The 14151-nt window shown below is 66.2% G+C and carries 10 protein-coding genes and 1 tRNA gene; 5 read left to right on the top strand and 6 right to left on the bottom strand.

Going from position 1 to position 14151, the window contains the following annotated elements; translation table 11 throughout:
• The first annotated feature begins 94 nt into the window (after positions 1-94).
• A complete protein-coding gene (locus tag DFW101_RS07685) occupies positions 95-1390 on the top strand; it encodes a radical SAM family protein (protein ID WP_009180944.1) in 1296 nt (431 codons plus the stop codon).
• 365 nt (positions 1391-1755) lie between these two features.
• On the opposite strand, the gene purM is transcribed toward DFW101_RS07685, so the two are convergent.
• Positions 1756-2817 carry a phosphoribosylformylglycinamidine cyclo-ligase gene (gene purM / locus DFW101_RS07690; RefSeq protein WP_009180945.1) on the bottom strand — a complete coding sequence of 354 codons (1062 nt, stop codon included), beginning with the start codon at positions 2815-2817 and terminating at the stop codon, positions 1756-1758.
• Positions 2818-2843: 26 nt separating this feature from the next.
• Between purM and DFW101_RS07695 the strand changes: the two genes are divergently transcribed.
• The 3 genes from DFW101_RS07695 (at position 2844) to DFW101_RS07705 (ending at position 4795) form a co-directional block, all read left to right on the top strand.
• A complete protein-coding gene (locus DFW101_RS07695) occupies positions 2844-3584 on the top strand; it encodes a hypothetical protein (RefSeq protein WP_043642761.1) in 741 nt (246 codons plus the stop codon).
• 60 nt (positions 3585-3644) lie between these two features.
• A complete protein-coding gene (gene amrS / locus DFW101_RS07700) occupies positions 3645-4661 on the top strand; it encodes an AmmeMemoRadiSam system radical SAM enzyme (RefSeq protein WP_009180947.1) in 1017 nt (338 codons plus the stop codon).
• A gap of 57 nt (positions 4662-4718) precedes the next feature.
• Positions 4719-4795: transfer RNA gene (locus DFW101_RS07705), tRNA-Pro, on the top strand.
• A 217-nt stretch (positions 4796-5012) separates the two neighbouring features.
• Here the strand turns inward: DFW101_RS07705 and DFW101_RS18655 are convergent.
• The 4 genes from DFW101_RS18655 to DFW101_RS07725 are packed head-to-tail and all read right to left on the bottom strand — an operon-like array spanning position 5013 to position 9439.
• Positions 5013-7151 (bottom strand): hybrid sensor histidine kinase/response regulator, encoded by a 2139-nt coding sequence (locus tag DFW101_RS18655; RefSeq protein WP_009180948.1) that lies wholly within the window; start codon positions 7149-7151, stop codon positions 5013-5015.
• The gene (locus DFW101_RS07715; RefSeq protein ID WP_157137628.1) at positions 7144-7707 is read right to left on the bottom strand and encodes a DUF1638 domain-containing protein; all 564 of its coding nucleotides are present in this window, start codon (positions 7705-7707) and stop codon (positions 7144-7146) included. The genes DFW101_RS18655 and DFW101_RS07715 overlap by 8 nt, the downstream gene beginning before the upstream one ends.
• 29 nt (positions 7708-7736) lie before the next feature.
• Complete coding sequence (locus DFW101_RS07720) at positions 7737-8762, bottom strand: uroporphyrinogen decarboxylase family protein (RefSeq protein ID WP_009180950.1); 1026 nt, start codon at positions 8760-8762, stop codon at positions 7737-7739.
• On the bottom strand, positions 8759-9439 hold the full coding sequence (locus DFW101_RS07725; RefSeq protein ID WP_009180951.1) for a cobalamin B12-binding domain-containing protein: 681 nt from the start codon (positions 9437-9439) through the stop codon (positions 8759-8761). The genes DFW101_RS07720 and DFW101_RS07725 overlap by 4 nt, the downstream gene beginning before the upstream one ends.
• 1886 nt (positions 9440-11325) lie before the next feature.
• Here DFW101_RS07725 and DFW101_RS07735 point away from each other — a divergent pair.
• Positions 11326-12123 (top strand): SDR family NAD(P)-dependent oxidoreductase, encoded by a 798-nt coding sequence (locus DFW101_RS07735; protein WP_009180953.1) that lies wholly within the window; start codon positions 11326-11328, stop codon positions 12121-12123.
• Between the two features lie 58 nt (positions 12124-12181).
• On the opposite strand, the gene DFW101_RS07740 is transcribed toward DFW101_RS07735, so the two are convergent.
• Positions 12182-14041 carry a YgiQ family radical SAM protein gene (locus DFW101_RS07740; RefSeq protein ID WP_009180954.1) on the bottom strand — a complete coding sequence of 620 codons (1860 nt, stop codon included), beginning with the start codon at positions 14039-14041 and terminating at the stop codon, positions 12182-12184.
• Between the last annotated feature and the right edge of the window lie 110 nt (positions 14042-14151).

The following is a 14151-nucleotide window of genomic DNA, read 5'->3' on the forward strand; positions in this document are numbered from 1 at the left end:
GCGATTACAAGACCATTCGAGGCGGAACCGCGTATGCGGTTCCGCCTTTTGTCGTTGCCGGGCGGCCTCCCCCGGCCGCCCCAAGGAGGCTTCCATGGCCGAGCACAAACCCCGCCCCATGCTGGTGTTCGCCGACGACGACGGCAACATCTACGACCACCCGGAACTCGAAATGCTGGTCCGCCGGGGCGACCGGCTGGAACCGCCGCGCCCGGACGAGATCATTCCCCTGCCCCCGGAAAGCGAGCTCTTTCTCCTGCCCGGCCGCGACGCCCTGGGCTTCGATCCCGAGGCCGGCGAGGTCGAGCGCCTGGAGGAGCGGGCCGTAGCCGCCTTCCTCTCGCCCGGCCACACGCTGGCCGCCACGGCCGCCTACGCGACACGGCCCGGCGCGCCCGTGCTGCCCCTTTTCGCCTACGGCGCGGTCGGCTTCTCCGGAGACCGCTTCTTCGTTGCCGCCGCCAAGGTGGACGAGGACCGGCGGCAGGTCTTCACCGGGATAGCCCAGGACCGGATCGTCAAGGGCGCCCGGGCCCTGCGGGCCAAATACCCCAAAAACAGGCTCATTGCGCACCTTTCCGGCTGCGCCCTGACCTCGTGCTGCCCGGCGGCCCGAAACCTGGCCCTGGGGCGTTTCGAGGCGCCGCTCCCCACCTCCCGGGTCTGCAACGCCCGATGCGTGGGCTGCCTGTCCCTCCAGGACCCGGACTCGGGCTTCCCCTCGACCCAGAACCGGATCGCCTTCCAGCCGACAGCCCAGGAAATCGTGGAAGTCATGGCCGAACACGGCCGCCACGAGCGCCGGCCCATCTATTCCTTCGGCCAGGGCTGCGAGGGCGAGCCCCTGACCGAAGCCCGGGTCATCTGCGAGGCCGTGGCCCGGTTTCGCAAGGACGGCGGCCGGGGGACCATCAACATCAACACCAACGCCAGCCTGCCGGACGCGGTGGAAGCCTTTGCCGCCGCCGGCGGGTCCTCCATCCGCGTGAGTCTCTCCAGCGCCGACCCGGCCCTCTACGAGGCCTATTACCGACCCAAGGGCTACGGCTTCGCCGACGTGAGCCAAAGCATCGGGCGGGCGCGGTCCGCCGGGCTTTTCATCTCGCTCAACTTCCTTTTTTTCCCGGGCGTGTCCGACACCGAGGCCGAGCTTGCGGCGCTGACCGACCTCGTAACCGAGCACAAGGTCGATTTCGTCCAACTACGCAACCTGAACCTCGACCCCGAGCTCTACCTGTCCGTGGCCAGGAAAAGCGGCGCCCTGGCCGACCCGGCCCGGCTGGCCTCCATGGGGTTCAAAAACTTCCGCAAGCGCCTCAAGAAAGCCTGCCCCTGGCTCCGCTTCGGCTACTTCAACCCGTATCTGGAAACAGAGGCCGGTGACGCTTAGGGAAGCGACGACCAGGGGAAGGCGGGGGAAAGCCTCCGGCGGCCAAAGGACTTGGCCCTTTGGAATCCCCACAAAGGCGGGCCCGTCTGTCGGATGCCCCACTGACCAGACGACCGACGGGCCGGGACATCCTGCGCCGGCAAGCCGAACCGGCAACCCTTCAAGCCATTTCACGACAAGAAAGCGGGCTGGCGACACGATCGCCAACCCGCTTTCATTTTTCCAAACCCAGCGGACGGGGGGGACCGGGGGGAATCATTCCCCCCGGCGGGTCCAGGGCAGCGCCCTGGCAGGGTCCGGGGCGGCGCCCCGGCAGGGTCCGGGACGGCGTCCCGGCGGGGGGCCGGGGCAGAGCTCCGGTTCTTCTACGGCCGCTCGGCCGGAAAGGTCACTTCCACCTGCTCGGCTCCGTCCTTGCGGATCTCGATCTGGCCGATGACGCGGGCGTATTCGTGCAGGGCTTTCAGGCGCTGGACCACGTCCCCGGCGATCTCCGGGGCCACCACCAGCATGAAGCCGATGCCGCAGTTGAAAATCTGCAGCATCTCCGGCCAAGTCAGCCGGCCTTCCGTTTTCAGCCACTCGAAAACCTGTGGCACTTCCCAGGAGCCGAACCGGATGTGGGCGGCCACGCCCTTGGGCAGGATGCGGTTGACGTTGTCGTAGAATCCGCCGCCGGTGATGTGGACCATGCCCTTGATGTCGAAGTCGCGCAGCAGGTTCAGCACGGTCTTGACGTAGATGCGGGTGGGGGCCAGGAGGGCCTCGGCCACGGTCTTGTCGGCATGGGGAATGGGGTCGTCGGGTCCGAGGCCGGATTCGGCCAGGATCTTGCGGATGAGCGAATAGCCGTTGGAGTGCGGTCCCGAGGCCTCGATGCCGATCACCGCGTCGCCGACGCCGATGCTCGACCCGTCGATGATCTTGGCGTTGTCCACGATGCCGACGCTAAACCCGGCCAGATCGTACATGCCATCGGGATAAAAGCCCGGCATCTCGGCGGTTTCCCCGCCTAAAAGCGCACAGCCGGCCTCCTTGCAGCCGTCGGCGATGCCCGAGACGACCGTGGCGGCCAGATCGACCGAAAGCTTGCCCGTGGCGAAATAGTCGAGGAAGAAAAGCGGCTTGGCGCCCTGGACCAGAATATCGTTGACACACATGGCCACAAGGTCAATACCGATGGTATCGTGCCGGGCGAAGTCATGGGCGAGCTTGAGTTTGGTGCCCACGCCATCGGTGGAGGAGACCAGGACCGGTTCCGTGTAGGCGCCGGAGTCGAGCTTGAAAAGCCCGCCAAAGCCGCCGATATCGGAAACGACACCCTTGCCGTAGGTGCCGGCCACGATGGACTTGATGCGCGAAACCAGGGAATTGCCGGCGTCTATGTCAACGCCGGCGGCCTTGTAGGCTGCCGATCTGTCGGCCATGGGAAGCTCCTTGCGGGGTCTGCGACATGAAAACAGTGCATCCTAGTTTTTTTACGCCCCAAGTTCAAGGGAACCCGGCCACGCCGTTGCGCCCGTCCAAGGCCGGGCGTCTGGCCGCGGCCGTCCTGGCCCTGGCCCTGGGCTGCCTGTCCCCGGCCGCCCCGCCCGCCCGGGCCGATGGCGGCTCGGGGCCGATGCCGGACACCTACGGTCCGCCGCCGACCCTGCCCCCGGGCAGCTTCGACGAGGACGCCGACGAACCGCCCCGCCGCGACATCCACATGGGCAATGTCGACCACATGCGCATGGGCCGCGATGAGGACGGCAACACGGTCATGGAGATCCGGCCCCGCCCCAAAGGCGTCGAACAGCAGCCCCAGACCGGCCCCATTTACGTCTATCCCCAGGTGAACCTGCCGGGCGTGTCCGGCATCCCGGCCACGCCCATGGGCGGCGGCTCCGGCCGGCCGGGACAGCCGGCCGGGCAACCGGAGCAACCGGGCCGTCAACCGGGACCGCCCGGACAAGTCCCGCCGGCGCCCCCAAGGCCGCCCCTGGCCGGACCGGCAAACCGCCCGGACCGGCCCCGCCCTGTGGGCGAGCAGCCCGGCCAGGTGTTGCAGCCGGTCCAGCCAGGCCCGCCGGGCCAGCTCCCGCCCCGGGAGGGGCCGCCGGGCCAGGGCCTGACCGCACCCGATCAGTCCTTGGACGGTCGGCCCGGAGCGAATTTCCAGGAAGGCCCGGTCGGACGCGGCCTTCCGCAATAAGGCGGCGGTCTTTCCGACGCCCGCCGGCACGGGCGGCGGCACGCCGCCAAGGAGGATGCCATGCATCCGGCTGCGTTATGGAAACCCTTGCCCGACGGCCGGGTCTCGTGCCGTCTGTGTGCCCACTTCTGCCGCATCGAGGACGGCGCGCGAGGCCTTTGCGGCGTGCGCGTGAACCAGGGCGGCTCGCTTTTCACCCTGGCCTACGACCGGGTGGCCGCGGCCAACCTGGATCCGGTGGAGAAAAAGCCGCTCTACCACTTCGAACCCGGCACCCTCACCTTTTCCTTTGGCACCATGGGCTGCAACATGTCCTGTTCGTTCTGCCAGAACTATTCCCTGTCCCAGCCGCCGCGCCAGGGCCGGGAGGTCAAGGGCGAGCGGATCACCCCTGCCGATCTGGTCCAGGCGGCCAAGCGGTCCCACGCGGCCTCCATCTCCTACACCTATTCCGAGCCCACGATCTTTTTCGAGCTCATGCGCGACACGGCCGTGCTGGCCAGGGAGGCGGGCCTTAAAAACATCCTGGTCTCAAACGGCTTCCAGTCCCCCCAGTGCCTGGACGCCCTCTCCGGGCTCATCGACGCGGCCAACATCGACCTCAAGGCCATGAACCGGGATTTCTACGAGCGGGTCTGCGGGGCCCGGCTGCCGCCGGTCCTCAAAAACCTGGTCCACATGCGAAAGCTCGGTTGGTGGATCGAGGTGACCACGCTGCTGATCCCGGGCGTCAACGACACGGATGCCGAGCTGGCGGAGCTGGCGGCCTTCGTGTCCCGGGAGCTTGGGCCGGACACCCCCTGGCACATCTCGCGCTTCCACCCCGATTTCACCATGCAGGACACGCCGGCAACCCCGCTCGACCGGCTGGACCGGGCCTACGCCATCGGCCGCGAGGCGGGCCTCCATTTCGTCTACGTCGGCAACGTCCCGGGCCGGGACCGAAACGCCACGGTCTGTCCCGGCTGCGGGGAGACGGTCATCGAGCGGGAGGGCATGGGCCTGCGCGCGGCCCGGACCAGAGGCGGCCACTGCCCGTCCTGCGGCAGGACGATTCCCGGGCGCGGCCTGCCCTGAGCGTCCGGACCGGCTTGCCATGGCGGCCAAGTTGCAGTAACCACCTTCGCCTCATGTCGGGGCGTGGCGCAGACTGGTAGCGCGCCTGCTTTGGGAGCAGGATGCCGGGTGTTCAAATCACCTCGCCCCGACCAATTTTCGAGGGGACAGGCCGCGTTCGGCCTGTCCCCTTTATCTTTTGGAGAAGAAGATTGGACGACATCTTGGCCAACCCTGCAGGATAACGAACGAACTATCGGAAATATCGGTCGGAATGCGGCCCGGGAACAGGCCTGCGGGCTGTTCCACGTGGGCTTGACGGCCGGTGTTCCAGGGCGGCTGCGGGGCGCCCCCGAACCAGGTTTTGGCCGGTCAGCAGGAAGGCCGGGCACATCCTGGGGTCTCGCTGCCGGTTGCCGGTTTCTTTCCAGCCATCACCCTGTCGATGACCGCCTGCAACTCGGCCATGTCGATCGGCTTTGAAACATAGTCGTGCATTCCCGCGGCCAAAAGCTTTTCCCTGTCCCCGGTCATCGCGTAGCCGGTCATGGCGATGATCGGAATATCCCGCTTCTCACCGCCGGCCAGCCCCTGGCGAATCGCCCTGGTCGCCAGGACGCCGTCCAGGACGGGCATCTGCACATCCATGAGGATCAGGTCGAAGTCCTGGCCGGTCAGGCGGGCGAGGACCTCCTGCCCGTCTGCGGCCGTGACCACGAGGCATCCCTGCTTTTCGAGCATGCGTCTGACCGCCATCAAGCTCACCGCGTCGTCTTCGGCGAAAAGGATGCGCCACCCCCGGACAGGAGCGGGGCAACCCGTCTCTGCGGCCTGTTTCGCCAGCCTTGGGAGCTCGTCGGGCAGACGGAAGGGAAGGGAGCAATACACCGTCGTTCCTGCTCCGGTGGTGCTGTCGATGGTCAGCTCGCCCCCCATGATGCCCACGAGCTTGCGGACGATGGAAAGCCCCAGGCCCGCCCCCTGGAAGCTGCGGGTGTAGGAAACCTCGGCCTGGGTGAAGGGCTCGAAAACAGCCTGGAGCATGGCGTCATCGATGCCGATCCCCGTGTCGGAAATGACGAACAGGACGCGCAAGACGCCCTTGCACCAGCCGATGGGCTCCACCTCGACACGGACACGGCCTTTTTCGGTAAATTTGATGGCATTGCCGACCAGATTGAACAGGACTTGCTGCAGGCGGGACTTGTCCCCGACAAGCCGTGGCGGCATACGGCCGTCGATGCGAAAATCCAGTTCCAGGCCCTTCTCCCTTGCCGTCATGCCGAAAAGCCCCAGGGTTGCCTCCCGCTGGTCCGCGATCTCGAAGGCATCCTCGCGGAGGGCCAGCTTTCCCGCCTCGATCCTGGACAGGTCGAGGATATCGGAGAGCAGGCGCGTCAGGCGATGGGAGGACTGGATGGCCGCGAGCAGATACTCCCGCTGCTCGGCATCGAGCCGGGTGTGTCCGAGGAGTTGCAGGATGCCGAGGATGCCGTTTAACGGGGTACGGATCTCATGGCTCATGTTGGCAAGGAATTCGGACTTGACGCGCGTGGCCGCTTCCGCCTGCTCCTTGGCCGCCTGCAACGCCTCTTCGGCCTGCTTGCGCTCGGTGACGTCGCGAAACACCCCCAGCATCAATTCCTGGCCCTGCATGTCGAAGGCGTTCGTCATGACCTCCGCTATCCGTATGTTCCCCCCCGCGGCCCGAAGAAGAACGTCGGTTTGCGGGCCCGACGGGGTTGCCGAACTTCGAAAGTTCTCGGCCAGGCCGTTGCTCCCGGGACTCTCCATCGGATGCAGTTCCCGTTGCGGCCTGCCGACAAGCTCCTCCCGGGCGCGTCCGAAAAACCGTTCCGCCGCCTCGTTGCATTCGACCAGGATGCCGGTGTTTCTGTCCGCCACGAGAACCGGATCGCTTACGGAGGAGAAAAGAGCGCGATAACGTTCCTCGCTCGCCCGCAGCTCCTCGGTCCGGCTGGCCACCTCCCGCTCCAGGTTCCGATACAGGTGCGCATTGCGCAGGATCAACGCCAGAATCGGCGCCAGCCGGTCCAGGGTGCTGATGATGGAGCTTATGCCGTGGGTGTCCATGATGCCGAGCAGGAACAGGACGCCAATGCGGGCCCCGCCGTGCTGGAGCGGCACCACCACCGAGTCCCCCACCCCCAGTGCGGGCAGCAGGTCGCCACGCAACGCGGGCGGGCTGTCCGGACCGATGTAGGTGACCTTTTCCATCTGGTGGCTCAGCGCGGCGAGCGGGTCCATTGCCGCCAGGAGGGCCCTGTCGCGACGGCGCTCGGGAAGGACGGCCAGGATCTTGTGCGTCGCCTCGCCGGTGAAATGCGCGCACTCCATGACGACCACGGTGCGAATGGCCAGGAGTTCCCGGATCTGGCTGGCAATGTACTGACAGCAACGGCCGGGCGAGTCGGCCAGGGCCATGATGTTCGTCACCAAGTCCGCGAAGAGCAGCGCGAACGCGTTGTGGTCAGGGGTTTGCTCAGACATGCCCGTGCGCTCTTTGCAATCCTGCGGCTATTTCCGCCTTGAGCCGCTCGAGGCCCGTGGGCCGGATCTCCACGGGCATGTCGAAAAACGCCTCGATATCCGCCAAGGTCCGGTGTGGCGCCTCGGCCAGGCCCGTGTCCAGGTACATGAGCCGCGTGTGCATCTCGTGCATGAATTCCCTGGCCAGCGGCTGGTCCTTGAGGCCGAGCTCCCCCCGGAAAACCTGTTCCCAGCGCGCGGTCCACTCCGGCAGGAAGAAGAACACCCCCTCGCGCCGCAGCCGGTGGTAGGCGTCATGGCCGAGGAGGATGTCGCAGCAGTTGACGCCGCGAACCTTCCTGATGTGCGGCCGCCGGGCCAGCTCCCCCATATGCGGGCAGCAGTCGCCGTACACCAGCAAGAGGCGCCGGTCCTCGGCCCGGGCCAGCCCGAGGAGCGCCTCGTCGAGCAGGGCCGGGCGCATGTGCAGCATGGAATCCAGGAATACCGGCCGGACGCCCCCCATCACGGCCGGACCGAGCCCGGCGATCTCCTTGCGAAAAATACTGCAACTCACGACCAGGGTCTCTTTTGCCGGCATACGCATCAGGCCTTTGCCTTGCCCGTGTCCCGCACGGCCCGGGCCACGGCTTCGATGGTCTCCAGAGGGGTGCTCCAGGGCACGTCGGCGCTGCTGGTGCAGAAGATGCATCGGGGGTCGGCGGCCATGGTGGAGAGGATGGCGCACGTCCGCGCGTAGGCTTCCTCCGGGGACAGCCCGGGAAGATGCGGGCCGCTCAGGTTCCCCAGGAGCACCGGGATTTCGCCGACGAGGTCGCGGGCTTCGGCAAAGCTGTCCCGGTGGTCCAGGGCGAAGCCCACCACGTGCGGCAATTTCCTGAACAGGCCAAGATGCGAAGCCAAGGGGTTGCCTCCGTGGTGAAACACAATGGGGCCGGGGACGCGCGAGAAGGCCTCGGCAAGGGGAGGCACGATCTGATCGAGTACCATTTGGGGAGTCAACAAGCGCGGGTTGGTGAACATGGCCGGAATGACCACGAAATCGGCCCCGGCCTCAAACAGGGCCGTGGCCAGGCCCACGAAGTGGTCGCTGCTCCGGCGAAGCAACCCGTCCCTGGCCTCGGGGTCGAAAAGGAGGGCCTCGATCCATTCGCCGATGGTCACCAGCAGCGCGGGCAGGTCCATGGGCGCGGTGAGCAAGGCGGCAATGGGCTTTTTGCCTCCGAACTCCCGCGACAAAAGCCGGGTGGATTCGACCAGGTACCGCAGGCCGGGATCTGTTGCCGGGTCCGGCGCGAGCAGGCCTGCCAGGTCTGTCAGGCCCTTGCAGGCCGGGCGGATGACGTTTGGCGGTGCGGTGTCGAAGTATTGCAGCCCGCAGCCGAAGGCCCTCGCCTCAAGGGGAAGGGCAAAGGGCGTAAAGAGGATGTCCGGGTCCACGAGGTCCACCACGGCTTGCTGCCCGGCCAGGTATTTCTCCGGCTTGGCGTAATACTCCGACAGGCTGCAACCCGTGAGTTTGGCTCCGTAGAGACTGAGGACCAGGGAGAAGGCCCGGCGATCCGCGGGTTCGCCCCGGACCGCCGCAAAGACCCGGTCGAGGGAATTCATGAAGCTCCCCTTTCCGTCTCGAGCGCTCTGGCCCAGAGGCGATCGAACAGGGCCGGCGCCTGGATGGCGTTCGCGCACGTGCCGTCGCCGCCGACCCGTGGCACCAACTCGGGCCGCAGGTTGATGACCGCCCCGCCCACGGCCAGTTGCACCCGTCCGCCAAGGCCGCGCCGGTCCAATTCCCGGCGCACGAGAAGGATGTTTTCCGCCGTGGTCAGCATCATGGCCGAGACGCCGATGATGCGGGCGCCCGATTCCTCGGCCGTGTCCACGAACCGGGTCGGCAAAACGTCGTTGCCGAGGTCCACCACCTCCCAGCCGGCCGAGGCGAGGAAGATCGCCACCATTTTCCGGCCCAGGGCATGGTGATCGTCCTCGATGTTGCCGATGACCACCGGGCCCTTGCGTTCGCCCGCGGGGAAAGGCGTCGACTCCGCCATTTTGCGCAGGATATCCTCGGCAACCTTTCCGGCCACATAGCCCTGGGCCAGGGACAGCCTGTCCCTGGCCCAGCGTTCGCCAATCTCCGCCAGCACGGGTTCCAGAATCGCATGCACGGCATGGCCGAAGCCTTTGGCCGCGCCCTCCCCGGTCAGAAGCTCCACCGCCTTGTCGCGTCGGGCCTCGATGATGTGGTCAAACAAATTCGCGCGCAGAGCCTGGATTTCCTCGGACAAGGTCAACCTCCCGGAAGCGGCGTTCTGGCCAGTCGGACTTGTGCCCGGACAATACTATTTCACAAGCGAGAAACCAAGACCGGACTTCAAAGAGTGTCGAAGGCCAGTCCCTTGGTGCTCGACAGTGTTACGACAGGTCATGTCCATAACAATGCCACATGTGGAATCAAAATTGTGCCAGAACAAGCCTTCCAGGCTGACAGGCGACCGCAAGAAATCAATATCGACTGCTCATTATTTTCCAATAGAGGCACACATTCTGAACAATAGGCCAATACCCTGTCATTTCATCCAATTTTCCCAGGGATGCCGCAGCAGGCAACGTCAATATCCTTAGAAAACTAAAGACGTTTGAGAATATGCTTGGGACAAAAAGGTTCCAGGGAAGCTCGATTTTATCCAGCATGGCCTCTCCACCAGATGCGATATCGCATGGATCGACTGAAGAGCGACTGCGAGTGCGGCTTTGGTCGCAGGATGGCAAGTGCTCCATCGGCCTTATCAATCTATATACTTCAATTTTTTGCGCGTAAAAACGCAGACTTTTCCCGTTTGGAACAATCCTCTGGGCACCCTGTATTGGGCGTCGCTCGTTTTTGTCTGCAACCACAAATGATGCAATTCGCTTGGCAGGGACGCCGGGCCTCGGCGCCGCCGGGGAGACTGCCGCCGGGAATGGCCGCCTTCAAGGCTGGACGTTGTCGGAAGCCGTACCCCGGCCGGCATGCCTGCCCCGCGTCGGTTGAGGGCTGGTGTTCCCGGCAGGAATGCCAGGCCCCGCTCCGCTCCCTGTCCGCGATCTGTTCGCAGTGGCCATGACCTGCAGCGGGGGGCGTCGAGGATGCAGGGCAGGGCCGGGTACAAATTCTTGCCCCGCTTTGGCGCTCTTTCCCGGATGGGTACAGGATTCTGTACGATCCCAAGGCGACAGGCTTGTGCGGATGGGCTTGGGTGGCAGACGTAACAATCTGGATTTCCGTTAAAAATACTCTCGCCAACGACCACTCCCCCCTTTGGCACGCCTCCTGCTTTATAGAAAATACCTTCCTCTGAATGAACATTTTTGAAAAAGGCTTTCCGGGTGGCTCCCGGAAGGCCTTTTTCCTTTTGGCCTTGGCCGCGCCGCCGCCAGCCGAGCGTTTCCGACCTTTCCTCGGATGTTCGCCTGATCCGGCTACCCCATCGGCGGCTCCCGTGTTATCTCCAAGCGCGCCGCCCGCGAGCCCGGCCCGGTATAAAATCCTGCACCCGCCGGATCGGCCGGGAGGCTGAGACGGGACAGGTCCGGCAACGGGAGGGCCTCGCGCCACCGGCGTATGGTATGGTTTGCAGGATTGGACCCTCAAGGAACGACAATGGTAAAGATCGGTCGCAAAACACGGATTTTCGTCGGCAAGGTCAGGCGGCTTTTCGCGGTCCATTTCCGCAAAGGATATGTTGCCCGGCAACTGCGCAACCGCCAGGGGGGCTGCCACCAGTGCGGGACGTGCTGCCATTTCACGATCGCTTGCCCGATGCTGACCAAAGACCACTTGTGCCGCGTGTACGGCAAATGCCGGCCCAAGGCGTGCCGGGTCTTTCCGATCGACCAGAAGGACATCAACGACGTAACCCGGTGTGGCGGCGTATGCGGCTATGGCTTCGCTGACCCGGCAAGCACCCGGAAGGCCGGACTGTCCCCGGGCGCGCCACGGCTAAGGGCCACGAGGAAAGCGAACTGACCCGTCGCGGCGTTTACGGCCAGACCCAGTCGGCGGATAGGCGCGGCAACGCAAAACGGCCCATCGCCATGGAGACAGGCCGCCCAGGTGGGCAATATTCGGGATGCTGCACTTTCTCCCGGGCCACGCAGCCAGGCGGCGCGTAGCCCCCTCTCGGAGAGCGGGATGTTATTAAAAGACAAGAATATCTTGATCGTTGGCGGGAGCGGCGCCATCGGCACGGCGACGGCAAGGGCGTTCGCCAGGGAAGGAGCCCGCCTGTTCTTGGGAGCCCGGCACCAGGACAGGCTCGAGTCCGTGGCCAAGGCCATCCAGGCTGCCGGCGGCTCTGCAGAAGCCTTTGTCGTGGATGCGCTCGATGCCGCGGCGACCGCGGACCAGATCGCAGCCCTGGCCGGCCGGATCGGCGAGTTTCATGTCGCGTTGAACGCTACCAGCTTTCTGCACGATCAGGGCTCGTTCATCGACGACCTTGATCTTGCGACGTTCATGGAGCCGGTGGACACCTTTCTGCCGGCCTTGTTCAACACCACCAAGGCTGTCGTGCCGCACATGGGCAAGTCGCGCCAGGGCGTGATCCTGACGCTGACCACGCCGGCAGGCCGGACGGCGACTGCCGGACATCTGGGCTACAGCGTCACGTGCGCCGGTGTGGAAGCATTCACGCGCGTGCTCGCCGCCGAACTCGGTCCCCGCAACATCCGGGCGGTATGCCTGGCCCCGCACGCCATTTCCGATGCGCCGCAGGCCGGCTCCTACACCGCACAGCTTTTCGCGCGCAAAGCCGAGGCATCGGGCCTGTCGGTGGGCGAATGGCTTGCTGCGGGAGCACAAAGCACGAGGCTCAATCGCCTGCCCACGTTGGAGGATGTCGCCGAAACCGCCGCCTTCCTCGTCTCGGACAAGGCCCGGTCCATAACGGCCGCCTATGTCAATCTGACGGCGGGCATGATCCCGGAATAGGCGGCACCGGCCTCGCCCGACAGCCAACCTGCCGACAGGTCGGACGGAACGGCTGGCCTTACTGACGTTTTCTTGGGCGGCCGGCCGCCGGCCGGGCCGTGGCGTCTTTTCCGCGACCTCGCACCCCGGCGGGCCGGCCCGCCGGCTTTCGCTCCGGGGAATCCTTGCGGGCATGGGGCCTTTTGGGCTCGGCGCCGAGCACCGCGTGCTGGCAAAGACGTTCGGCGTCCGACGTCGCCACAGGCAACGGGTTGCCCTCCAAGTCCGTGCCGGCGAAAAACATGGCCGCCGCCGCCGTACCCGGCAGGGGGATGAAACACTGGATCTGGTTGGGCTTCCACCCCCGGCCGGCAAACCAGGCGGCCATCTGCCGCATGCTTTCCACGGTGCAGCCGGGAAAGGCGCTCATCAGGTAGGGCACCACGTATTGTTCCTTGCCCGCCCGCCCGGATTCGCGCTGGAACAAGGCCACGAATTCCTCGAACACCGCAAACGGCGGCTTGCGCATGAGCCGTAAAACCCGGGCGTCCGTATGCTCCGGGGCCACCTTGGCCTGTCCGCCGGTGAAGTCGCGGATCATGCGGGCGAGGGCCTCCTTGTCCGCCAGGCCCAGATCCATGCGCCAGCCGCTGGCGACGCGCACGTGGCGCACCCCGGGCAGGCGGGCGATCTCGGCCAGCAGGTCCACGAAACCGCCCTGGTCCGCCTTGAAATGCCTGCATATCTTCGGCGTCAGGCAGCTGGCCCGCAGGCAGGCCTCCATGTCCCCCGTGCAGCGCGCGCCCCACATGTTGGCGCTCGGGCCGCCCACATCGCTGATGCTGCCCGTAAAACCCTGCACGTCCACCAGCCGGACCGCCTCGGCCAGGACGGAGGCCCGGCTGCGCGAGCGGATCGCGCGGCCCTGGTGCAGGGCCAGGGTGCAAAAGGAACACCCGCCGGCGCAGCCGCGATGGATGTTGAGGCTCCCCCGGATCATGTCCGCGGCCGGTATGGGCTGCCGGTAGGACGGATGCGGCTCCTTGCTGAAAGGCAGGGCGTAGAGGGCGTCAAGCGCGGCGCCGTCCAGGCCCTGGCCGGGAGGGGTGAGGACGGCCATCCTGTCTCCCGAGACCTGCACGGCCACCTGCCGGTTCTGGTGCACGTGGCGTTCGGACAGGAGCGAGGCCTTGAGCAAGAGCCCCGGGTCCGCCAGCATGGCCTCGTGGGAAGGGAGTTCCAGCACCGCTTGCGGCGAAAGGCCCTCGGGCAGATCGCCGGCCTTGCGCGCGTGGACCGCGCCGGGAATGCGGGCCAGGGCGTCGGCGAGGTCGCCACCCTCCCCGCTCAGGCGGTCCAGCGCCTCGGCCAGGGCCAGGATGGAATGTTCGGCCATGCCGTAGAGGACCACGGTGGCCTTGGCATCGAACAGGATGGACCGGCGCAGGGACTGGGACCAGAAATCGTAATGGCTCACGCGCCGCAGCGAGGCCTCGATGCCGCCAAGGGCCACCGGAATGCCCGGAAAGGCGCGGCGGACCAGATTGGCGTAGGCGATGGCCGCCCGGTTCGGGCGGCTGCCCGCCTGCCCGCCGGGGGTGTAGGCGTCGTCGGAACGTTTTTTGCGAAAGGCCGTGTAGTGCGCCAGCATGGAGTCCAAAGACCCGGCCGTGACGCCGGCGAACAGGCGGGGACGGCCCATGGCCGCCACCTCGCCCGGATCGCCCGCTTCCAGATTCCAGCGCGGCTGGGCCACGAGGCCCGTCCGGTAGCCCCGGCTGACCAGCCAGCGCCCGAGAAGCGGCGCGCCAAACGAGGGGTGATCCACGTAGGCGTCGCCGGTAACGAGGAGGATATCGAGTTCTTTCCAGCCGAGACGGTCCATCTCGGACCGGGTCATGGGCAGAAAGTCCGGTTGCTTGATCGGGGTTCGCGACATTGGGGAAGTATGTCCGGTGGCCGGAATTTCGTCCAGGGGGCAGGCTGGGGCCGCGACCGGGCACGCCTGCTCCCGACGGCGGCCCCGTCCGCCCGCGCCCGGGCCGCACG

Source organism: Solidesulfovibrio carbinoliphilus subsp. oakridgensis, from assembly GCF_000177215.2.
In the GTDB taxonomy this organism is placed as follows: domain Bacteria; phylum Desulfobacterota; class Desulfovibrionia; order Desulfovibrionales; family Desulfovibrionaceae; genus Solidesulfovibrio; species Solidesulfovibrio carbinoliphilus.